Source organism: uncultured Tenacibaculum sp. (genome assembly GCF_947495995.1).
Classification (GTDB): Bacteria; Bacteroidota; Bacteroidia; order Flavobacteriales; family Flavobacteriaceae; genus Polaribacter.
The window spans coordinates 167,379-191,462 of record NZ_CANMAX010000006.1; the positions used below are offsets into that span (position 1 = coordinate 167,379).

The 24,084-nt window shown below is 30.6% G+C and carries 21 protein-coding genes; 7 read left to right on the forward strand and 14 right to left on the reverse strand.

Translation table 11 applies throughout. The features are described 5' to 3' along the window. Window positions 1-171 precede the first annotated feature (171 nt). The gene (locus Q1A15_RS15880; protein WP_299626162.1) at window positions 172-1,221 is read left to right on the forward strand and encodes a Ca2+-dependent phosphoinositide-specific phospholipase C; all 1,050 of its coding nucleotides are present in this window, start codon (window positions 172-174) and stop codon (window positions 1,219-1,221) included. Between the two features lie 205 nt (window positions 1,222-1,426). Beyond that, window positions 1,427-2,590, forward strand: a complete 1,164-nt coding sequence (locus Q1A15_RS15885) for an alanine--glyoxylate aminotransferase family protein (protein WP_299626165.1) — start codon at window positions 1,427-1,429, stop codon at window positions 2,588-2,590. 22 nt (window positions 2,591-2,612) lie between these two features. Here Q1A15_RS15885 and Q1A15_RS15890 read toward each other — a convergent pair whose 3' ends face one another. After that, window positions 2,613-3,551, reverse strand: coding sequence for a hydrogen peroxide-inducible genes activator (locus Q1A15_RS15890; protein ID WP_299626168.1), 939 nt, complete (start codon window positions 3,549-3,551; stop codon window positions 2,613-2,615). A gap of 112 nt (window positions 3,552-3,663) precedes the next feature. On the opposite strand from Q1A15_RS15890, the gene katG reads away from it, so the two are divergent. Both katG and Q1A15_RS15900 read left to right on the forward strand, forming a co-directional pair. Continuing rightward, entirely contained in the window at window positions 3,664-5,925 is a 2,262-nt protein-coding gene (gene katG, locus Q1A15_RS15895) for a catalase/peroxidase HPI (protein ID WP_299626171.1), read from the forward strand. 308 nt (window positions 5,926-6,233) lie between these two features. Then, window positions 6,234-7,670: a glycoside hydrolase family 47 protein gene (locus Q1A15_RS15900; protein WP_299626174.1), complete on the forward strand. Its 1,437-nt coding sequence runs from the start codon at window positions 6,234-6,236 to the stop codon at window positions 7,668-7,670. 55 nt (window positions 7,671-7,725) lie between these two features. Here the strand turns inward: Q1A15_RS15900 and Q1A15_RS15905 are convergent, their stop codons facing one another. Continuing rightward, a complete protein-coding gene (locus Q1A15_RS15905) occupies window positions 7,726-8,130 on the reverse strand; it encodes a hypothetical protein (protein ID WP_363322693.1) in 405 nt (134 codons plus the stop codon). 117 nt (window positions 8,131-8,247) lie between these two features. Then, complete coding sequence (locus Q1A15_RS15910) at window positions 8,248-8,814, reverse strand: Crp/Fnr family transcriptional regulator (RefSeq protein WP_299626179.1); 567 nt, start codon at window positions 8,812-8,814, stop codon at window positions 8,248-8,250. A 137-nt stretch (window positions 8,815-8,951) separates the two neighbouring features. Here Q1A15_RS15910 and Q1A15_RS15915 point away from each other — a divergent pair, with 137 nt between their 5' ends. The 3 genes from Q1A15_RS15915 to Q1A15_RS15925 are packed head-to-tail and all read left to right on the forward strand — an operon-like array spanning window position 8,952 to window position 10,559. Next, on the forward strand, window positions 8,952-9,629 hold the full coding sequence (locus tag Q1A15_RS15915) for a DUF4386 domain-containing protein (RefSeq protein WP_299626181.1): 678 nt from the start codon (window positions 8,952-8,954) through the stop codon (window positions 9,627-9,629). Then, window positions 9,626-10,072, forward strand: coding sequence for an MBOAT family O-acyltransferase (locus tag Q1A15_RS15920; RefSeq protein ID WP_299626183.1), 447 nt, complete (start codon window positions 9,626-9,628; stop codon window positions 10,070-10,072). Before Q1A15_RS15915 ends, Q1A15_RS15920 begins: the two co-directional genes overlap by 4 nt. A 19-nt stretch (window positions 10,073-10,091) precedes the next feature. Next, window positions 10,092-10,559, forward strand: a complete 468-nt coding sequence (locus Q1A15_RS15925) for a nuclear transport factor 2 family protein (RefSeq protein WP_299626185.1) — start codon at window positions 10,092-10,094, stop codon at window positions 10,557-10,559. A 3-nt stretch (window positions 10,560-10,562) separates the two neighbouring features. On the opposite strand, the gene Q1A15_RS15930 is transcribed toward Q1A15_RS15925, so the two are convergent. The 11 genes from Q1A15_RS15930 to Q1A15_RS15980 all read right to left on the reverse strand — a co-directional run. Further along, complete coding sequence (locus Q1A15_RS15930; protein WP_299626188.1) at window positions 10,563-11,147, reverse strand: Crp/Fnr family transcriptional regulator; 585 nt, start codon at window positions 11,145-11,147, stop codon at window positions 10,563-10,565. Between the two features lie 119 nt (window positions 11,148-11,266). Further along, window positions 11,267-11,815 carry a hypothetical protein gene (locus tag Q1A15_RS15935; RefSeq protein ID WP_299626191.1) on the reverse strand — a complete coding sequence of 183 codons (549 nt, stop codon included), beginning with the start codon at window positions 11,813-11,815 and terminating at the stop codon, window positions 11,267-11,269. Beyond that, complete coding sequence (locus Q1A15_RS15940; protein ID WP_299626194.1) at window positions 11,805-12,296, reverse strand: sigma-70 family RNA polymerase sigma factor; 492 nt, start codon at window positions 12,294-12,296, stop codon at window positions 11,805-11,807. Before Q1A15_RS15940 ends, Q1A15_RS15935 begins: the two co-directional genes overlap by 11 nt. Continuing rightward, window positions 12,297-13,145, reverse strand: coding sequence for an alpha/beta hydrolase (locus Q1A15_RS15945; protein WP_299626197.1), 849 nt, complete (start codon window positions 13,143-13,145; stop codon window positions 12,297-12,299). Window positions 13,146-13,279: 134 nt separating this feature from the next. Beyond that, entirely contained in the window at window positions 13,280-14,458 is a 1,179-nt protein-coding gene (locus tag Q1A15_RS15950; protein WP_299626200.1) for an acetate kinase, read from the reverse strand. A gap of 14 nt (window positions 14,459-14,472) precedes the next feature. Further along, a complete protein-coding gene (gene pta, locus Q1A15_RS15955; RefSeq protein WP_299626203.1) occupies window positions 14,473-16,566 on the reverse strand; it encodes a phosphate acetyltransferase in 2,094 nt (697 codons plus the stop codon). A 60-nt stretch (window positions 16,567-16,626) separates the two neighbouring features. Further along, on the reverse strand, window positions 16,627-19,029 hold the full coding sequence (locus Q1A15_RS15960) for a glycoside hydrolase family 31 protein (protein ID WP_299626206.1): 2,403 nt from the start codon (window positions 19,027-19,029) through the stop codon (window positions 16,627-16,629). A gap of 110 nt (window positions 19,030-19,139) precedes the next feature. Continuing rightward, window positions 19,140-21,053, reverse strand: coding sequence for a 1,4-alpha-glucan branching protein GlgB (gene glgB, locus Q1A15_RS15965; protein ID WP_299626209.1), 1,914 nt, complete (start codon window positions 21,051-21,053; stop codon window positions 19,140-19,142). 20 nt (window positions 21,054-21,073) lie between these two features. Further along, window positions 21,074-22,348, reverse strand: a complete 1,275-nt coding sequence (locus Q1A15_RS15970; RefSeq protein ID WP_299626212.1) for a glucose-1-phosphate adenylyltransferase — start codon at window positions 22,346-22,348, stop codon at window positions 21,074-21,076. A 9-nt stretch (window positions 22,349-22,357) separates the two neighbouring features. Further along, complete coding sequence (locus Q1A15_RS15975) at window positions 22,358-23,764, reverse strand: glycogen synthase (RefSeq protein ID WP_299626215.1); 1,407 nt, start codon at window positions 23,762-23,764, stop codon at window positions 22,358-22,360. Window positions 23,765-23,889: 125 nt separating this feature from the next. Continuing rightward, a partial coding sequence (locus Q1A15_RS15980; protein ID WP_299626218.1) for a hypothetical protein occupies window positions 23,890-24,084 on the reverse strand: 195 nt, incomplete at its 5' end.

Genomic DNA, 24,084 nt, shown 5'->3' on the forward strand with positions numbered 1-24,084 from the left:
TTTTAAAATGTTGAACTACTCTATAAAACTCACCTAACATTTTCAGCTAGTTAACTATCAATCAACATAGTTTACATTAAGCTAAACTTTCTTTTATTTTTAAATAACTATTTAAAAACATCTATCAGCTTCATTTGCTGATTAATTATTAACCCCAAACTTTTTATCAAAATGAAAAAAATTTTATTCCTTTCAATTTTAACTTTATTCACTTTAATCAGTTGTTCTGAATCTGATAATTGTTATGAATGTGAATCTTCTATTACTAATGAAATCGAATCATCAGACATAGAAACAACAAAAAACAGAGCTGTAAATCTTGATCAATTAAAATACAATCAAGTAATGTACAAAGGTTCTCATAATTCTTATGAAAGAAGAGAAGATATTACAGAACAGATAACAAATAGTAGTCCGGCTTACCAAAATAATGTATTAGCATTAGAATTAGATATTTGGAGAAATACACCAAGAAACTCATATACAAATACTAGTATTCCTTCGAATACTTGGGTTGTAAATCATTGGCCACACCCAGGACGTTATGGAAGAACTTTAGCTTCTTACTTTTCTAAATTAAAAGATTGGCACAATAGAAACAGAAATCACTTACCAATCATGATTAAATTAGATGTAAAAAGTTCTAACGGTGGATATCAAAATTTTCACGAACAAATAGAATGGTATTTACAACGCTTCTTAGGAGATAGTGATGTTATTTTTAAAGCGCAACGTTTATTTAAAGATCCTAATAGATCAATCAGACATAATGTTTTGTATGAAAATGCTTGGCCTTCTATGGATGAACTTCGTGGTAAATTTATTATTGTTTTAACTGGAAATGGAAGTTGGATGGATCAGTACGTTAGAACAAATTCTCGTTACAGATGGGCTTTTGGTATGAAAGCGCAAACTATTGCTAATACTGATAATACGAGTAGTGGTATATCTCAAGCTAACAATACCATTGACAATAACCCTAATTATGTGTTTTATAACTTTAGTATGTCGGATATAAATGATAAAAGAAATAAAGCAGGTTCTAGAGAATATGCTCGTCAACTAGCAAGAAGAGGAATGATTACTAGAGTTTATTCTGCAAATAACAGAGATGAATGGGAACGTTGCAAAAGTTGGAAAATCAGTTGTATTTCTACTAACAAAATTAAGAATCACGATTGGGCTAAAATTGATAATAACAACATGTTCATTCAACGATAATTAAAATTGTTATAATTTTAAAAAGGAGAGTTTTTTAGCTCTCCTTTATTTTTTACTTTCATAAAAACAACCTCTTCATTTTTTTCAAATCAAAAAATAAAAGGGTATATTTTTAAATATTCGTAATATTTTTCATTCTTTCTCGTAGCTTAAAACTATTCTGTAACTTACAACGAAATCGTTGTAATTACTATATCATTTTTTCATGAAAAATAGAAAACTATTAATGATACCAGGACCAATTGAAGTTGATCCTGCAGTATTAAGAGCTATGGGAGAAGTGACTACCAGTCATATTGCTCCTAATTTTATAGAAAGTTTTGGAAACTCATTAGAGTTAATGCGTAAAATTTGGTTAGCTCCAAAGGGTCAGCCATTTATTATTGCTGGTAGTGGAACTTTAGCTATGGATATGGCTGTAAGTAATCTTATCGAATCTGGTGATAATGCATTAGTAATTTCAACAGGATATTTTGGAGAACGTTATAAAAATATTTTAGCAACGTATGGTGCAAACGTAACTGTACTTCAGGCTGAAATTGGTGAAACGGTGTCTTTAGATAAAATTGAGGCAGAATTATCTTCTAAAGATTACAAATTATTAACTATTACTCATGTTGATACCTCAACCGGAGTTTTAACAGATCCTAAAGCGATTGCTACATTAGCTCAGCAATATAATACACTGAGTATTGTCGATGGAGTTTGTGCGACAGCTGGAGAAGAAACACAACAAGAAGCTTGGGGAATTGATGTGGTATTAACTGGTTCTCAAAAAGCAATTGGAGTTCCTCCTGGTTTAGCTTTACTAGTTGCTTCAGAAAAAGCAATGAATGTTTGGAAAAACAGAACAACTCCTGTACAAAACTATTATGGAAGCTTTACAAATTGGTTGCCTATTATGCAGGCTTACGAAGAAAGGAGACCTTCATATTTTGGTACACCTCCGGTAAATTTAATTCGTGCTTTAGAAGTAAGTTTAGATTTAATCAATACAGAAGGAATAGAAAATAGAGTAGCAACTCATATTACGTATGCAAAAGCATTTAGAAAAGCTGTACAAGCTATCGGTTTACAGTTGGTTCCTAAAACTAACGATATTGCTGCTAATACAATGACTGCTATTTATTATCCTGAAGAAATTGATGGAAACTTATTTAGAAAAGATATTTCTGAATACGGAGTAATTTTAGCTGGTGGTTTACATGCAGAAATTAAAACCAAATACTTTAGAATTGGTCATATGGGAGCAATTACTAAAAGTGATATTGTTGCTACATTGAGCGCAATAGAATCTGCTTTACAAAAACAAAACTACAACTTTGAGTTTGGTAAAAGTGTTGGAATATTTTTATCAAGCTTGACTTAAAATAATATAAACCCTTGTGTTTTTACAAGGGTTTTAAAATTTTATATTCTCTCTCTTTTTGCGGTAAGTGTTCAATTACAGAATTCTGAATCAGTAATTTTAATTCTGATAATAATTTCTTTTTTACAAAAAACTTATGCGTAACTAAACCTACTTTTCGAACAGGAATTGGTTTATCAAATTCAACTAATCTTTGTTTTATATCTGTAGATAAATCAGTAGTTGCTAAATATGGTAAAATTGTCATTCCTTTTCTAGCTCTGGTAATTCTCAATAAGCTATCCATAGAACCAGATTCAAATTCAAAGTTTTCATCTCGATTTGTATATTGATCAGATAAATCACAAATTCGTTGCACTTGTGTTCTTAAACAATGACCTTCTTGTAAAAGGCAAAGTTTAGAATAATCAATATCATTCACCGAAATCTTACTTGTAATATCACCTTCACTGCAATCATATAAAACAAAAGGTTCGGAATATAAATCTACTTCATTCAGCATTTCATCTTCTAAAGGAAGCGCTAAAACTCCAACATCAATACTTCTTATTTTTAAAGCTTTTTGAATTTCACTTGTTGTCATTTCACGAACGATAATTTTTACTTTTGGAAAGGCTTCAGCAAAATTTGTTAAAAATAGAGGTAATAAATATGGAGCGACAGTTGGAATAATTCCAATCTTTAATTCTCCAATCATTTCTCCTTTTAATTCCTGAACCAAATTATTTAATGCATCAACTTCACTTGCTAAAATTCGTAATCGTTTTATAATTTCTTCACCTTCTACTGTAATCGAAACAGGCTTGGTTTTTCTATTAAAAATCTTAATTCCGATTTCCTTTTCAAACCTTCCAATCATAGTGCTCAACGTAGATTGTGTAACAAAACATTTCTCTGCTGCAGCTTCAAAATTTTTTAAATCTACGACAGCTAATACGTACTGAAATTGTTGTATATTCATAATGAAGCAAATATAACACAATATTTACATTGTAGATGTTAGCTACACAAATATCGTTTTTATAAATAAAAATGATCCTCTTACTTTGTAACCTCTAATTAATCGAATAAATATGAAACTACATTTTTTTACAGGAATGTTTCTTGCGCTTTTGGTGTCGTGTAACAACACAGAAGTTAAAGAAGAAAAGCAAGAAGCCGGAAGTTGTCCCCTTGGTTTTGGTAAAACTCCATCAACAGGTTTAACCATTAAAGGAGAAGGAAAAACAACTAAAGATTGGTGGCGAAACAATTTAGACTTAACAGTCTTAAGACAAAATTCTTCATTATCAAATCCGTTAGGAGACTTTGATTATAAGAAAGAATTTGAAAGTTTAGATTACTTTGCTTTAAAAGAAGATATCGCTAAAACTTTAAAAGATTCTAAAGATTGGTGGCCGGCAGATTACGGTACATACGGTGGTTTATTTATTCGTATGGCTTGGCATAGTGCTGGTACTTACAGAACTGGTGATGGAAGAGGTGGAACAAGAGAAGGTAGACAACGTTTTGCGCCACAAAACAGTTGGCCAGACAATGCTAACTTAGATAAAGCAAGAAGATTACTTTGGCCAGTAAAACAAAAATATGGTCAGAAAATTTCTTGGGCAGATTTAATGATTTTAGCAGGAAACGTTGCTTTAGAAAAATCTGGATTTAGAACTATTGGTTTTGCTGGTGGTAGAGAAGATACTTGGGAACCACAAACAAACGTATACTTTGGTTCTGAAACAGAATGGTTAGCTAATGACAAACGTTATAAAGACGGAGAATTAGAAAAACCTTTAGCTGCTGTACAAATGGGATTAATTTATGTGAATCCTGAAGGACCAAATGGTAATCCAGATCCGATTGCTTCTGCAAAAGATATTCGTGTTACTTTCGGAAGAATGGGAATGAATGATGAAGAAACTGTAGCTTTAATTGCTGGTGGACATACATTAGGTAAAACTCACGGACAAGCTGGTGGAGATCATTTAGCAGCATCACCAGAAGGTGCAGGAATTGAAGAACAAGGTTTAGGTTGGAAAAGTGATTATAAATCCGGAAAAGGTAAAGATGCAATTACATCTGGATTAGAAGTAATCTGGACGGTAACACCAGATAAATGGAGCCAAGGATATTTCAAAACATTATTTGAAAACGAATGGGTATTATCTAAAAGTCCAGGTGGAGCACATCAGTTTGAAGCAAAGAATTCTGTAATTAAATTTCCAGATGCATTTGATAAAACTAAATTCCACAACCCAACAATGTTAGTTACAGATGTTGCTTTAATTAAAGATCCTGCTTACGAAAAAATCTCTCGTCGTTTTTATGAAAACCCAAAAGAATTTGATGAAGCTTTTGCTCGTGCTTGGTTTAAATTAACGCACAGAGACATGGGACCAAAATCAACATATTTAGGTCCGGAAATTCCAAAAGAAGATTTTGTTTGGCAAGATCCTATTTCAGCTGAAAACTCTTCAACAATTACCACTGCTGATCTTAACATTTTAAAATCTAAAATTGAAGCTTCTGGATTAACAACTGGAGAATTAGTTTCAACTGCTTGGGCTTCTGCTTCAACGTATAGAAATTCTGATAGACGTGGTGGTGCAAACGGAGCAAGAATTCGTTTAGAACCTCAAGTAAACTGGGAATCTAACAATCCTAAGCAACTGAAAAAAGTTTTAGCTGCTTATGAGAAAATTCAGGAAGATTTTAATAAAGGAAATAAAAAAGTTTCTATTGCAGATTTAATTGTGTTAGGTGGAAATGTAGCCATTGAAAATGCAGCAAAAAAAGCAGGAGTTACTATTAAAGTTCCTTTCTCTCCAGGAAGAGCTGACGCAACACAAAAGCAAACTAATGTTGAAGGAATGGCTGTTTTAGAACCAATGGCTGACGGATTTAGAAATTATCAGAAAACAGATTATACTTTATCTGCTGAACAACTATTGGTAGACAAAGCTCAACTATTAACTTTATCTGCTCCAGAAATGACCGTTTTATTAGGAGGAATGAGAGCTTTAAATGCAAATTATAATGGTTCTAATATTGGAATTATGACCTCAACTCCTGGAACATTAACTAATGAATTCTTTGTAAATTTATTAAGAATGCAATACAAATGGGAAGCTACTTCAGATAAAAAAGATCTTTTCAATATTAAAGATAGAGCTACAAACGAAGTAAAGTGGACTGCCACTAGAGCTGATTTAATTTTCGGATCAAATTCAGAATTAAGAGCAATCTCTGAAGTTTATGCTAGTGAAGATGCAAAAGAGAAATTTGTAAAAGACTTTGTGAAAGCTTGGACTAAGGTTATGAACTTAGATCGATTTGATATCTAATCATTGTGATAACAAATAATATAAATATCCATAATATGTAATAATAAGCTGACGTCAACCTGAATTGGTTTCAGGTTCTCATTATAAATTACTCTTTTCTAGAATTATGAGATTCCAGAAATACTGAAACAAGTTCAGCACAGGTAAATTCAGAATGACGTTAAAACAAATATCATGACCAAAATGGATATTTAAAAAACAATAATGTATCACATAAATTATTTTAACTAACTTGATAAGAATCTCATTTCATTTCATCTGTTTTTAATTTCCTAAATTCGTAGGAAACAACCAGAGAAATACTTCAAATGAGATTCTTATTCTTTTTTAGCTTGCTATTATTTTTTTCTTGTAATACTTCATCAAAAACAGAGAAAAAAGAACTTAAAACTTCAGTTTCAAAAAAAGACACGATACAAAGTTATACTGCTGAAGAAATTAAATCAGAAACATTACGATCTTGGGAAGCTTATAAAAAATATGCTTGGGGTTACGATGTGTTATTACCATTATCTAAATCAGGTTACAATTGGTACAAAGAATCTTTAGGAATTTCTCCTTTTGATGCCTATAGCACGCTTGCTGTAATGGGATTAACGAAAGAAGCAAAAGAAATAGAAGAATACGCATTATCTAAAGACTGGAATCAGGATGTTTATGTTCAAGTTTTTGAAGTTAATATTCGAATCTTAGGCGGATTATTAGCAATTTACGATCATACTCAAAATCCAAAAGTTTTAGAAAAAGCTATAGATTTTGCAGATCGATTATTACCTGCCTTTAACTCTCCTACGGGAATGCCATATCATTCTGTAAATTTAAAAACAGGAAAAACATCAGGAAATCAAGGTGAAGGAAAAGGAAATGTAGTTAATGTTGCTCAAGCTGCTACATACCTTTTCGAATTTGGAATTTTAAGCTACTATGCTAAAGATCCTAAATATTATCAAGCTGCAAAAAAAGCTACTAAAGCAGTATTTAGTAGAAAATCTGAAATTGGCCTCCCTGGTGATTTTATCGATGTTGAATCTGGAAAATGGACGAACAACTGGCATTATTTACAAGCTGGTGTAGATTCATATTATGAATACATGTTTAAGAGTAACTTTCTATTTCCTGATCCTGAAATCAAAGAAATTTGGGAATATAGTTTAGGGAAGATCAATGAATATTTAGCAGAAGATTATAACGGTAAACGCTTTTATACTTGTGTAAATATGCATACTGGCGAAGTTGTAAAAAGATCGGTTTCACTTTACGATGCATTTTTTCCTGCAGTACAGGCATTACATGGTGATCTTGAAAATGCTGAAAAAAATATGGGAACTTGGGATTGGATTTGGAATAAATATGGTTTACTTCCCACTCGATATTTATATGAAAAAGACGCTATTGAATATGCAAATTCAGAATTGAATCCAGAAATTATTGAATCTGCTTATTATCTACATCAAATTACGGGTAAAGAAAAATATATCAATATGATTTACAAGTATTGGAATGACTTAAAATTATGTTGTCGAAACGACGTTGCTTTTCACTCCATAGAAAATGTGAGTACTATGGAGAAAAAAGATTATTTAGCAACGTTCTTTTATGCAGAAACTTTAAAATATTTTTATGTAGCTGTTGCTGATAAAGATCAATTTGATTTTAATGATTATGTTTTCAATACAGAAGCACATCCGTTTAAAAGAAGTCATTTCGATCCTGAAAAAGCAAAAGAATATTTAGGTATTGAGTAAAATACTGATGTGTATTATAGTTTGGTTTGTTATTAATCCGTTTTCTCTTTTTTTCTTAGAAAATTCGAATTGCACTTAAATACGTCCAAACAATAAATAATAATTGTAAAGGAATTCTAAACCAAAGATAAGATAAACCATGACCGTCTAATGTTCCTTTTTGGTAATTGATATTATGTATAGAAGCATAAATATTTGCTGGTAACATTAATATTAGAAAAACTATTAAAGTCCATCCACTAATTACTTTTAGTTTTGGAATAAGTAAACCAATTGCTAGAAGGATTTCAAAAAGTCCTGTTAGATAAACAAAATTTGTTTTAAATGGAATAAACTTTGGAATCATCATTGTCATTCCTTCAGTAAAAACGAAATGACCAATCGCTGTAAAACATAACATGATAGACATTGCTATTCGTGCTGACAGCATAAAATTGTAATTGTCTTTAAAAATTTTCATTAAGAAAATTGTTATTACAAAACTTGATACAAGTATTATTAAAGGTTTCATATTTGCTTCTTTTTAAATTCATTTACAAAATTGATAAATGATTTTAGAGCTAACAATGAATCCAAGTTAAGTAATTCGCTTACGTATTCTACTTAAAGCTTGAGGTGTAACACCAATATATGAAGCAATATACTTTAATGGAATTTGTTTTATCAAGTTTGGACGTTCTTGAAACAAGTTTAAATAACGTTCTTCAGCAGTTTCATTCAATAATGAAATTTCCCTTTTAGATTTAATTAAAAACATATTCTCAGCCATTGTTCTTCCGATAAAATTTCCGCTTTCAGTTTTTTCATATACTTCATGAAGATCTTTATACGATATCTTCCATAAAGCTGTAGGAGTTAATGTTTCTATTTGATAATTAGAAGGAAGTTGAGTTATAAATGAGTCGTAAGCAGTAACAAATTCATTCTCAAACACAAACCCAAAAGTCAAATCATTCTCTTCTTGAGGAATATACAATCTCACTATACCTTTAGAAATAAACGACAAGTAATTTTCAACTCTACCTTTTTTAGTAAGAACTGTATTTTTTGTTAGTTTTTCTTTCTGAAGTTTAGATGAAAAGAAGTTCCAATCTGAACTATTCATTGGATAAATATCAGTAATAAACTTTTTTACTTCTTCCATAATATTACATCTTTCGATATGATTTTATAAGATCATCTTTTAACTAAAGTTAGTAAAAAATCATCCATTTCTTAACCGAAGTCAATTTATAACTTTTTAAATCACAATAATTTTGTGTTGATTTTAAACACAATACAATGAAAACATTCTTGAAAATTTCTGGGATAGCTTATGTATTCATTTTTATTTCTGGCTTTTATGCAAATTTTATAATTCTTGAAACTTTAATTGATTCAAATAAAAGTTCTGAAACAATAGGAAACATCATTAATAATACTGACAAATTTAAAAACGGGTTAATCGCGTTTCTAATCATGATCGTTTCAGATATTCTTTTAGTTTGGTCGTTATTTAAAGTTACCAAATCAATTCATAAAACATTATCACATATTGCTTCAATTTTTAGAGGCCTTCATGCTGTATTCTTTATTGTTGCTTTATTTCAATTATCTAAGATTTATAACCTAACCTATAACACTACATATTCTATACAGTTAGAAATCAAAGTATTTGACTTGTTGTTATGGTTTGATAAATTATGGACTATCGGTTTATTATTTTTTGCTGTTCACTTGCTTTTATTAAGTTATTTAATACTTAAATCTAGTTACACATCAAAATTTATTGGCTACTTTCTAATTGTAGCTGCTGTTGGATATTTCATTGATTGCTTTTCAAAACTATACTTTACTAATTATAGTGATTACAAACTCTATTTTGAAACTATGGTAGTTTTTACAGCAATAATTGGTGAACTCTCTTTTACATTATGGCTAATTTTTAAAGGATTTTCTAAGAAAACTTTTAGACTATGATTTCTTTAAAAAATTATGTAGAAAAACGAAATGGAGTTCCACTTGGACATTCAAAATCGTTAAGCAATATGTTGAAGAATTCTTTAGGCGCAACATCTTTTGACCTCTTATGGAAACACTGGAATCCTATATGGAATTATTACCTTAATCGATATGTATTTGAACCTCTAAAAACTATTTGTAATTACTATGTAGCAATTGTATTAACTTTTGCGGTTTCAGGATTTCTACACGATTTGGCTGGTTTATTCATCAATAAAAAACTATCCTTTTTTTTAACTACTTGGTTTATAATCATGGGAAGTATAGTTGCTGTTTTTAAAAGATATCAACTTGTATATACAACACACAGAAAAGCTTTAAACTACTGCTATAACTTACTATGTATTATTGTAAGCTTTTTTATAGCCAAGTGCTTATTAAACCAAATTCATCTTTATTAAATTTTAATTCTAATCAATTATGCAATCTCTTACTAAAATATTCATATTTATTGTATTTAACCTTTTCACAATACACCAAACTAAAGCGCAAAATGTAACTAATCCTCATAAAGATTCATTAGAAATAATGGTTAAGAAATATTATGACTTAAATCTTAAAACCTTTCAGAAAGGTTCTACAATACAGGACATTGATAAAATCTTTGAACTCTTTACAGATGATTTCACATATGTACATCCGAATTATGGCGGAATTTATTCTAGAAAAGATTTATATAATGGTTATGTTAGAAATCAAAAAAGCGGACAATATAATGGCGAGATTGTAGCTATTAAAATAGAAAATAAAATCATTGGTTTAAATGTTGTCGCAATTGAAAGAAAGTACATCATAAAAAATGAAGAAGGTGTTGAAACTGGAGAACTACAAGTAACTCTTTTTGAGTTTAAGCAAGGAAAAATTTCAAAAATATTTGAATATTGGTAATAGTTATTTTGATGTATTATTCATGATTCTTTTTCTAATTCTACTTAAAGATTCGGGTTTTACTCCAATATAACTAGCTAAATAATATAAAGGAACTCTATTTATTAATTTTGGTTTCTCTTTTAGTAGCGATAAATAACGTTGCTCCGGTGATGATATTAAATAGGATGCTAGAGAATCATCTTGTTTACCTAATTCTTCTTCAACTGAAGTTCTACACAAAGTTTCATATTGAGGTACTTTTTTAATAAGTTCTAGCTCTTTTTCTTTATTTAGAACAGCAAGTTTACAATCTTCAATACATTCAAGATAATGTTTAGCAGGCGTCTTTTGATGTAAACTTGTAAATGAAGCTATAGAACTTCCTTCCTCATAAAAATTGGTTGTAACTTCATTACCATCAATAATATAATATTTACGAACTAGTCCAGATAAATTTTGATACGATTCTTTAGAAATTTGACCTTCTTTTAATAAAATTGTTCCCTTTCCAAAGTTTTTAATAGGAATACAATCTTCAACTATTTTAGCTTGTTCATCTGAAATTTCAATTACTTCTCTAATAAGTTGTACTACTTCACTAAACATTATTCATTAATCTAAATATTTTCAATTATGATATGATCAAATTCTTAAAAACTTAAAATGTAGCGTTTTTTACTGATCTTTTCCTTTTTACAATAGTATTTAAAGGTACTAACTTTTTATTATACCTGTAATTGTTTTAAAAATCGATGTTCTTTAACAATTCCTTTAATTATAATAACTATTACAACAGCAAGAGAAAGAATACCAGAAATTAAAATGTAATTATAAAAAGCACTAGAAAATTTTTGCTTAAAATATGGTAGTAATAAATAAAAACCGAATATATAAACTGCAACACAAATAGGCGTAACAATATAGTTTACTAACAATCTCGTTTTATAATATTTTTTCAAGTAAGCATAATATAATTTTTGTGGCATTGAAATCAGTTGTTTTTCTTTACGATACAACGAGAAAAACTCTAAAAGAATTCGAAATGTAAGACTACCTATCATTAAAATTAAACCTAAGTTGAAAGTATTCCATTGATGAAACGCATAATAAAAAGCGTATACAATTAATACTATAACAGTTAAAGACATTATTGTAATATTAATGTATTGTCCGTTACGTTGTTTTTTAGCTTTTGCAATTATATTTTGAGGAGTAATATTCGAACTATGATCAGTTTGAATCTCCCATAATTTATCTAAGTTATCATTTTCCATTTTTGATACATTTTAAAAGTGATTTTCGAATACGGCTTAAACGTGTTCGCAATGTTCCGTGAGCTAAACCTACAGTTTCAGCAATTGTAGCTTGCGGTATATTTTCGAGTTCTAACAATATTAGTGCTCTATTTTGTTCATTGAGTTTATCAATACAATGATACATTTGCTTAATATTTTTTTCAGTTTTATTAGTGTTATCATCGTTGGTTTGATCAGATAATACGTTTTCATTTATAGGAATATTTTTATTGATTTTACGTAAATCTCCTAAACATACATTAACTGCAATGCGATATATCCAAGTATCAATAGAAGATTTACCTTTAAATGTTTTTCTATGTTTCCAAACCTTTATAAAAGTTTCTTGTAACCACTCGTTGGCAAGTTCATTATTACCTGAAGCATAGCCCAAGCATAACCGATGTACTTTCGGAGCGAATTCATTATAGGTTTTGGTAAACTCTTGTTCTGTATTCATTTATTTGGATGATAAAATCATTTGTACTTGTTCTAAAAACCAAGATGATTGATCTAGCATTATAAAATGGGCACTATTTTCAGCTAAAATAAAATTATAGTTTTTTAAATTTTTATATTGATTCTTATACGTTTGCTTCACCATTTCTGCGCCATAAGGTTTTGAAGCTGCTATTATAGAAACCGGTATTGAAATGTTTTTTAAATCTTCTCTAAGATCTAATTTAAGATAATCTGTATATCCGTATACATAAGTCTTTCGGTCTGCTTGTAAAATCCAATTCTTAATTTGCTCTTGAGCTGAAGCTTTAAGACTCATTCCTTTTGACATTCCTGTAGCTAATTGTGCAAAAGCTGTATCGTCCATTGTTAGTTGTTGTTTGTTATACGGACTCTCATATACCAAGTTTTCTGGATTAAAATTAGGAATCATTAGTGCACCTGAAGCTGGAAGTGCATCAACAATTATAATTTTAGAAAGTTTTATTTCTTTTTGTGCAGCAAGCCAAGTGGCAATTGTACCTCCTAAACTATGACCAATTATAGTCGCATTTTGTAAATCATTTTTTACTATATAATCTTTAAGCGATTGATTAACTTTTGGTAACCAAGGAAATTCAATAGGCACTTTTCCTCCAAAACCAGCTAACGTTACAGTATGACATTCATAATTATTTTCTAGCTTTTTCACTAAGGGATTCCAAATATCTCCCGGAACTGTAAAACCAGGAATCAATATAACAGGATTTCCTTTTCCTGTGACTTTTACATGGATAGGTTGACTTTCTTTCTGCGCATAAATTGATACAGAAAACACAAATGCGATACATAATAAAATAACATTTTTCATTTTTAAAAGTTTTTGATTTCCCTTTAGATGCAGGAATGAAAAAATGTTACATATTATTTTTAATAAAATGAAAAAGACTGTTTAACCGTAATATAATAGTTAAACAGTCTTTCGTTTTATTATTTTCTAACGTCTTACAAACTAAATGATTGCTTCGCAATTTCTACTTCTTCGTTTGTAGGAATTACTAATAATTTCACTTTAGAATTATCAGTATGGATTTCAGTAAGTTTTTTAGCTCTGATATTATTCTTATTAGTGTCTATTTCTATTCCGAAGAACTCTAAGTCAGTACAAACTTTTTCTCTGATTAATGAAGAATTTTCTCCTATTCCTGCTGTAAATACAATAGTATCAACACCATTCATTGCAGCAATGTAAGAGCCTATATATTTTTTAATACGATACGTATTAATATCTAAAGCTAATTGACAAGCTACATTTCCTTTTTCAGCTTCAGCTTCAATATCACGTAAATCACTGTAACCTGTTAATCCAAACATTCCACTTTCTTTCTGTAACAAAGTATTTACTTCGTTTACATCATAACCTAAAGTATTTACCAAATAGAAAATTAAAGTATGATCTATATCTCCACTTCGTGTTCCCATGACTAAACCTGTAACCGGACCAAAACCTAAACTATGATCAATACTTTTTCCGTTTTCTACAGCAGAAATACTACAACCATTTCCTAAATGAACTGTGATTAATTTAGAATTCGATGTTTGTAAATATTCATTGGCTTTTTCTGAAACATATTTATGACTTGTTCCATGAAATCCATACAAACGAATTTTATTATCTGTTAAAAACTGCTTCGGAATTGCGTACGTAAATGCTTTTTCTGGTATAGTTTGATGAAAAGCTGTATCGAAAACTGCTACTTGTTTTGCTTTTGTAAAAATTGCTTCAGCAACGTTAATTCCTTCTAAATTCGCAGGATTGTGTTGAGGAGCTAAAGAAAATAAACTTTCTATTTCTTTTTTCACTTCCGTCGTTACTTCTGTAGTTTTAGTAAAAGAACTTCCTCCATGAACAACTCTATGACCAACAACTTCAATTTCATCAGTAGAAGAAATTACGCCTACTTTAGCATCTAGTAATAACGAAACTACTTTCTCTAAACCAACTTTATGATTTTCAATTTGTATCGTTTCTTTAATTGAGTTCTCTTCAGATTCGTAATGAACTGCTCCTTCTTCTAATCCTATTCTTTCAATTAATCCAGAACAAATTACTTTTTCTTCGGGCATATCAAAAAGTTGATACTTAATTGATGAACTTCCTGAATTGATAACTAATACTTTCATGTGCTGTTTTTAAACTATTCTTGAGCTTGTATAGCTGTTAGGATAATTGTGTTATAAATATCTTCGATTGTACATCCTCTACTTAAATCGTTAACTGGTTTATTTAAACCTTGCAACATGGGTCCGATTGCCAAAGCTCCAGTTTCACGTTGTACCGCTTTGTATGTATTATTTCCTGTATTTAAATCTGGAAAAATTAATACATTTGCTTGTCCCGCTACTTCAGAATTTGGTAATTTCTTCTTTCCAACGGTAGGATCTACAGCCGCATCGTATTGAATTGGACCTTCTACTTTTAAATCTGGTCGTTTACGTTTTACAATTTCTGTAGCTTCTCTTACTGTATCTACATCTTCTCCTTTTCCTGAACTTCCTGAAGAATAAGAAAGCATTGCTATTTTCGGATCAATTCCAAAAGCTATACTTGAATCTGCTGATGAAATTGCTATTTCTGCTAATTGTTCTGAAGTTGGATTCGGATTAATAGCACAATCTCCAAACACAGAAACACGATCTTCTAAACACATAAAGAAAATTGAAGATACTACAGAAAAACCTGGTTTGGTTTTTACGAACTGTAATGATGGTTTTATTGTATGTTGTGTAGTGTGAGCCGCTCCAGAAACCATTCCGTCTGCTAAACCTTTATACACCATCATTGTTCCGAAATAAGAAACATCAGCCATTAAATCTTCTGCCATAGCCGGACTTAAACCTTTGTGTTTTCTTAATTCGTAAAGTGTAGTTGCGAAATCTTCAAAATATTCTGAAGTACTTGGATTTATAATTTGTGTTTTATCAAAATCAAAAGAAAGTTGTAAACGCTTTACAGCTGCCTCTACATTAACTCGTTTTCCTAAAATGGTTAAATCAACGATATCTAATTTTTGTAATTGCGCCGCTGCTGTTAAAATTCTATCATCGTTTCCTTCTGGTAAAACAATATGTTTTTTAACTTGTTTTGCTCTTTTGAATAAGTTGTATTGGAACATTCTTGGTGTTAACACATTAGTTCCTTTGTAAGTGATTAACTTATCACTTAATGTTTCAATATCTACATACTTTTCAAAAGTATTTATCGATAATTTGATCTTGTTTTTATTTTCTGCGTAGATGTGAGAACGAACTGCTCCTAATCTAGATGCAATTCCGAAAGTTCCTCCTTTTACTTTTAAAATTGGAACAATTCTTTCTAAACCGGTAATTAATTCTATTACTGACGGACTTAACTCTAAATCACCCGTAAGAATAATTCCTGAAATTGACGGATATCGATTTGAAATATTAGCTTGTAAGGTTCCTAATAAAATATCGGAACGATCTGAAGGTGTAATTACAACGCATTCATCTGTTAAGTGATTTAAAAAGTGAGCTAATTGCATTGCTCCTACTTTTATTTCACCAGTTGTAGCGTCTAACAATTCTTTACCGAAAACAACTTCTGCATCTAACGCTTTAGAAATTTCGTAAATCGTTGGATTATTTAATTTACTATTGATTGGAATCGCGTTAATTAATAACGACTTAGGTAAGTTCTCTCCTATTCCATCAATAATTAAATCTACATTTTTCTCTTGAACTTTATTAGCTATTACTGCAATTACTTCTACTTCTTTATTGCTGAAAGAATCATATGTTAATCGTAAACCTTGAATAAATTCTTCTAGTGATTTATCTATTCCACCAGAAACAATAATCACAGGAATTCCTAGGTTTTTGGCGATTAATACATTTAAATCCATTTCTATAATCGCACCGTGATCTGAAAAATCAGTTCCTTCTACAATAACGAAGTCATTTTTTTCTTCAAGTTTTTTATACTTGCGAAGAATTAAATTAATGACTTCATCTTCTTTATCATCATTTAATAAATCTAATAACTCAGATCTTGTGAAAGCGTAGGTGTCTTCATAATCGCATTTTAAATTGAAATAATTAACAATTGTATTTACGTGATTATCTTTTTTACCATCGACAGGATTATCAATTATCGGACGAAAATATCCGACCTTAGGTTTATTACGCAACAACAGTTGCATTAAACCTAAACTTAGCATCGATTTTCCTGAATTCGCTCCACTTGCAGCGATATAAATAGCTTTATTCATATTCTAATTTTGGGCAAAATTAGTCTAAATTTAATAAAGCAAGCTGTTAAATGTCAGCTTTTATCCTTCGATATGTATTTCTGAAAAATTCTTTGGAATGATTAAAGTATTTGGTTTTGTTTTACTCAATACCTTTTTTAAATCTATATCTACATTATCTATTTCTACTTCTTTTATTTCAAAAGGTAAACCGATAATTTCGAACTCCATAGTTTCATATTCTGTAACAAAAGTTCCATCTACATGTTGTTGAATAATTACTTCATTCTCTTTACCTGTAAATGTAAATGTTCGTAAACTATAACGTCCTTTAGTGTAATCGTAACCATCTTGAGCATCTTCGTAAACTTTAGAAACTTCTTTTTCTCCTAGTTTAAAATACACTTCAAGTTTTAGTTCATCTATAGTTTTTTCACCAACATATTGTTGCACCGGATATTTAGGAATTATTGCTCCTTCTTTGATAAAAATTGGAATAATATCTAAATCTGCATCAACCCATTTTTCTAATCCACCTGTAACATATTCTCTAGTCCAGTAATTATACCAATGTCCACGAGGAATATACATTCTTCTTCCCTTAGCATTTGGCTCTTGAATAGGACAAACTAAAATCTGGTTTCCAAAAACAAATTCATCAGTTCTATAATGTGTTTGAGGATCGTGCTGATCGAATAATACTAACGGTTTTAACATTGGAATTCCGAATTCGGCATATTCCCAAAACATGGTATATAAATAGGGTAATAATTGGTATCGTAATTCTACATATTTACGAGTAACATCGATCACTTCTTCACCAAATGTCCAAGGTTCTTGATTTCCATGGTCTCCTGAAGAGTGCGTTCTACAAAACGGATGAAAAACTCCTAATTGAATCCAACGTGCATATAATTCTCCTGTTGGATGCTCTGCAAAACCACCAATATCACTTCCTGTGAACGACATACCACTCATACTCATTCGTTGTGCTTGAATATTGGCAATCCATAAATGCTCCCAAGTAGCTATATTATCTCCTGTCCAAGAAGAAGTAAAACGTTGTGCTCCAGAATAAGCAGAACGTGTTATGATAAACGGACGCTTAGGATATGCATATTTTTTTACACCTTCGTAGGTTGCTCGAGCCATTTGTGTTCCATAAATATTGTGTGCTTTTCTATGACTACAATGATTTCCATCATAATTATGACGAACATCATTCGGGAATGTTTTTCCAGGAACTTCCATTACAGCTGGTTCATTCATATCATTCCAAACACCCTTTACTCCGATTTCATCAATTAATTCTTTAAATAATCCTGCCCACCATGTTCTTACTTTCGGATTTGTAAAATCTGGGAAGAAACATTCTCCCGGCCAAACTTTACCACGCATGTAAGGACCATCTGCTCGTTTACAGAAATAATCATTTTCCATGGCTTCATTGTACACCCAATAATCATCATCGATTTTAATTCCTGGATCTATAATTACAATGGTTTTAAATCCGTCTTCAGCAAGTTCTGCAACCATACGTTTCGGATCTGGGAAATATTCTTTATTCCAAGTAAAACATCTGAAACCATCCATATAATCGATATCTAAATAAATACCATCACATGGAATTCTTAATTCTCTAAATTTACTAGTAACTTCTTTAACTTTTGCTTCTGGATAATAACTCCATTTACATTGATGATATCCTAAAGCCCATAATGGTGGTAACTCAGGTTTTCCTGTTAAATCGGTATATTTTGTAATTACTTCTTGCATATCTGGACCATAGAAGAAATAATAATTCATTTCTCCTCCGTGTGCCCAAAAACTAGTTACATTTCTACGTTCGTGACAAAAGTCAAAAAATGTTTTAAATGTATTGTCGAAGAAAATCCCATAAGCTCTTTCTTCGTACATTCCTAAGTAAAAAGGAACACTTTTGTATAGTGGATCTTGGTCTTTACCAAAAGCATATTGATCTGTAGCCCAGTTTTCAATCCTTTTTCCTTTCAAGTTTAAATGCATTGGTTTGTCTCCTAAACCATAATAGCATTCTCCTTGTGGAGCAGATTTACTCATTTTTACAATATTTCCACCGTATTCATAGCTTTGTTCCCAATGGAATCCCCAATCATCTTTACAGATTACGTTTCCATGAATATCGTATATCGAAGTTTTTAAACTTTCTTTATCTATCTGAATAATTACCTTGATGGTAATAATTTTATAACAAGTATCGTGTTCTTCGACTTCTAATTTACTATAGCCTCGAACTCCATCTTCACTGATTGCATAAGAGAAATCATTCTCAAAATTATTATCTGTAGCGTATCTAAATCGAATTACACTTCCACGAATTACGGTGACTTGTAGTATTACTCCGTTTTCTGTTTTGAAGTAGATTTTGTCTACATCTTGAGAAAATGAATTTATTTTTCCGGGGAAAAGATTTCCTTTGTTTTCTAACTCTGTATTAATAATCATAATACTTCAATTTTGATGGGTTGTACTTGTATTCTGTTATAAAAAAACGACTTATGCCTGAATTAAAGAACTTATCGTATTACTTTTTTTACGAAATCGATTGATTAAAATTAAGCTTCAATTTTAAAAATTACAGTTGCTAATGGAGGAACTGTAATTTCGCAAGAATGCTCTCTGTTATTCCAATTTAATTGCTCGATTTTTATACTCTTTTTGTTGGAAATACCACTACCTCCATATTTTTTATAATCGCTATTAAAAACTTGAACTAGTTTTCCTTTTTTAGGTAATCCAATTCTATAATTTTCTCTAGGAATAGGAGTCATATTACATACTGTAATTAAAATATCCTTGGCTGACTTTCCTTTTCTGATATAACTTAAAACTGAATTTTCATGATCATCATGAGCTATCCATTCAAAACCATCATGTTCAAATTGCTTTTCATGTAAAGCCGGATACTTCTTGTATAGAATATTTAAATCACGAACTAAATCTTGTGCTCCTTTATGAAAATCGTATTCTAGTATATACCAATCTATACTTCCTTCGAAATTCCATTCTGTATGTTGACCAAATTCTCCACCCATGAATAATAATTTACTTCCTGGATGAGTATACATGTAACTATATAGTAATCTTAGATTTGCGAACTTTTGCCATTCATCACCTGGCATTCTACCAATTATACTTTGTTTTCCATATACAACTTCATCGTGAGATAATGGCAACATAAAGTTTTCAGTAAAAGCGTAGGTCATACTAAACGTTAAATCGTTTTGATGATGTTTTCTATAGATTGGTTCTTTCTTGAAATATTTAAGCGAATCGTGCATCCATCCCATCATCCATTTCATACCAAAACCTAATCCGCCAAGGTATGTTGGTCTCGATATTTTGGGAAATGCAGTAGATTCTTCAGCAATCGTTTGTACATCGGGAAAACTAGCATAAACTTCTTCATTCAGTTCTTTTAAGAAATCTATGGCTTCTAAATATTCGTTTCCACCAAACATATTTGGTTCCCACTCTCCATAATTTCTAGAATAATCTAAGAAAATCATCGATGCAACTGCATCTACTCTTAAACCATCTACATGATATTGATCTAACCAAAAAATAGCATTGCTAATCAAGAAACTTTTGACTTCGTTTCTTCCGTAATTGAAAATTAAACTTTTCCAATCAGGATGATATCCTTTTTTTCTATCTGGATGTTCATATAAATGAGAACCATCGAAAAAACCTAATCCGTGATTATCTTCAGGAAAATGCGAAGGAACCCAATCTAAAATTACACCAATATCATTCTGATGAAATTTGTCTATTAGAAACTTAAAATCTTCTGGATAACCGAATCGTGAAGTTGGTGCGAAATATCCAGTGATTTGATATCCCCAAGAAGGATCGTATGGATATTCCATAACAGGCATTAACTCGACATGCGTAAACTGCATTTCTTTTACGTAATTTACTAATTCATCGGCTAATTCTACATAAGATAATGATCTGTTATTATCGTTAAACTTTTTTTTCCAAGAACCTAAATGAACTTCATAAACAGAATATGGAGCGTCGACTGCATTATGCTTTTTTCTTTTCTTCATCCATTTGGTATCATCCCATATATAAGGATCATCCCAAACTACTGAAGCGGTTTTAGGTGGATGTTCACATCTTCTAGCATAAGGATCTGCTTTCTCTGTGACAATTCCTTCGTTATGAGAATGGATTTTATACTTATATAAATTACCTTTTCCAACTTTAGGAATAAAACCTTCCCAAATACCAGAAGCATCCCAACGAACATTTAAAACATATTCTTGATCTGTCCAATAATTAAAATCTCCAACTACTGAAACAGATTTAGCCGATGGAGCCCAAACAGCAAAATAAGTTCCTTCTACTTCATCTACTTCGATAATATGAGAACCTAACTTCTCATACAATCGGAAATGTTTACCTGCTTTAAATAAATTAATATCAAAATCTGAAAATAAACTATGCGCTATAACTTTACTCATAAAATATGATGTCCTAAAACTTATTGTAATTTAAATCCGTGAGGGATTACAGCTCTTCTACGAATCACTACAATTCCGTCTTTAATTACATAAGCATCTTCTGTTACATCTTTAAGATGTTTTCCTCCTTTTATTACTACGTCATTTCCAATTCTAGCATCTTTATCAATAATTGCATTTTCAATGGTACAATTATCTCCAACTCCTATGTATGGAACACCTTCTTTTTTATCTTTCTCAATCTCATCTATATCTTGATAAAGGTTAGCTCCAATCATATACGTATTATTGATTTCACTTCCTTTTCCTATTCTTGAACGAATTCCTATTACAGAGTTTTCAATTGTATTTGCATTAATAATACAACCATCTGCAATCATAGCTTTATTCAATCTAGTTCCATAAATTTTAGACGGTGGTAATATTCTCGGACGAGTTAATACGTTTTTTGAAGTATTAAATAAATCGAATTTTGGAACTTCATCAGTAAGTCCAATATTCGCTTCGAAGAAAGAAGCAATCGTACCAATATCTGTCCAATATCCTTTGTATTGATATGCTAACACTGTATTCTTCCCTATTGAGTCTGGAATAATTTCTTTTCCAAAATCAATTGTGTCTGGATTAGACATTAATTCTACTAATAAATCTCTATTGAAAATATAAATTCCCATAGAAGCTAAATAATGTCTGTCTTCATTCTTCATTTCTTCATCAACTTCAGACTCCCAACCAGGAAGTGCATCTGAAGATGGTTTTTCTACGAATGAAGTTATATAATCTTCTTCATCTGTTTTTAAAATACCAAATCCAGTAGCATCTTTAGCATTAACAGGTAAAGTTGCAATACTAATTTCTGCTTTTTTACTGATATGTTTTTCTAACATATCATCGAAATCCATTTGGTATAATTGATCTCCAGATAAAATTAATACGTATTCAAATTCGTGATTTAAAATATGGTGCATAGATTGACGTACCGCATCTGCCGTACCTTGAAACCAAGTTTTATTTTCTGGAGTTTGTTCTGCAGCCATTATATCGACAAAAGCCTCGCTGAAAGTACTAAAAGTATAGGTGTTTTTTATATGCCTATTTAAAGAAGCAGAATTAAACTGCGTTAGAACAAACATTCTTTTAATATCACAATGAATACAATTGGATATTGGAATATCTACTAATCTGTATTTTCCAGCGATAGATACTGCTGGCTTTGAACGTCTGTCTGTAAGAGGAGATAATCTTGTTCCTTGTCCTCCTCCTAAAATAATTGCGAGAACTTTTTTGTTAATCATGTAGGTCGGTTAAATTGATTTATATAGATCTAAATATTCTTGAGCAGACTTAGTCCAAGAATGATCTATTTTCATTATTTGTTTCTGAATTTTTCTGAATGTTTTAGTGTCGTTGAACAGTTCTACTGCTCTTTTAATAGAATAACAAATATCCCATACTGAAGCTTGATCATGACAAATTCCAAAACCACTATCTCCAATATCAATTACTGTATCTTTTAATCCACCAGTTCTTCTGACAATTGGAATAGTTCCATATCGTAACGAATACATTTGATTTAAACCACAAGGTTCAACTCTAGATGGCATTAATAGGAAATCTGAACCTGCATAAACCAAATGAGATAATTCTTCATCATACCCGATATGAGCATTAAAATTACCTTTATATAATTCTTTTAGTTCTTTTAATTCTTCTTCTATATGTTCATGACCTGAACCTAAAACGAAAATATTGATATCTCCATGTTCTTCAATAGCTTCTTTAATTGCTTGCGGAAGTAAATCTGCCGATTTTTCACCTACGAGTCTTCCTATAAATCCGAATAGGGGTAAATTAATGTCAAATCCGTATTTATCACAAATCTCCTTTTTATTAGCTTTTTTCCCAGAAACAACATTTGTAGATTTATAATTCTTCTTTAGCATTTTATCAGTTTCAGGATTCCATATTGCTGTATCTATTCCATTTAAAATCCCAACACACTTTTCACTTTCACTTCGTAATAGCCCTTCTAATCCATTTGCTTGTTCTTTCAATTCCTCCATATAAGATGGAGATACAGTATTTACTCTTGAAGCACATTTAATTCCTGCTGCAAGAGGGTTAACTGATCCATACCAATCTAACAAACCAACATTAGAAAAATCAAATTCAGGTAAAAGATCTAATCTCTCATGAGAAAAATTACCCTGATATTCCGCATTATGGATAGTTAATACTGTAGGAGTTTTTTCTAATGATTTAAAACTATTGCAATAATTGATAAAGAAAGGAATTAAAGAAGTATGGTGATCATGACAATGGATAACGTCAAATTCTAATTCATCATTTATAATCCAATCTAATAATGCTAACTGAAAACCAAGATATCTTTGAGTTTCATCTTCATATCCATAAACAGCTTCAGTATCCAAAAGGTTATCAATTTGGATAACATATAACTCAAAAGCTATTTTCTTAGAAGTAAACTTTAGTATGTTATAATCATAACTTTGATCGTTAAGCTCTATTTTACCATTACTTACTTCTTTCAGCTTTTGCTTTTGTACGAAAGAATTCTTGTAATACGGCATTACGACGATAGAATCAGCTTTTAGATCTCTCTGATATTTAGGCAAGGCACCAACTACGTCTGCTAGACCACCTACTTTAGCTATTGGATAACATTCAAAACTTGTGTGAAGTATTTTCATTACGGAGGCATTAAAAGTTCACTTATAAAGTTAATGAATAGCTTAAAAAAAAAGATGAAATAATTATTAAAAAAAAGCTATCAAAATTATGAATTCAATAATACGAATACGTTTTCCGAACTGTATTACATTAAAATTAAGTTATCTAACGATTTCGTTAAATTATTGTTTATTGCTAATTTGAGAATAGCTATGAATATAGTATTAAGTATTCTTTTATTTTTTGAGGAGTCAATTTTGGTGTAAAAAAAAATCCGATTAGTAGTATTACTAATCGGATTTTGTTTAAAAGAAAGGCGACGACCTACTCTCCCACCAGT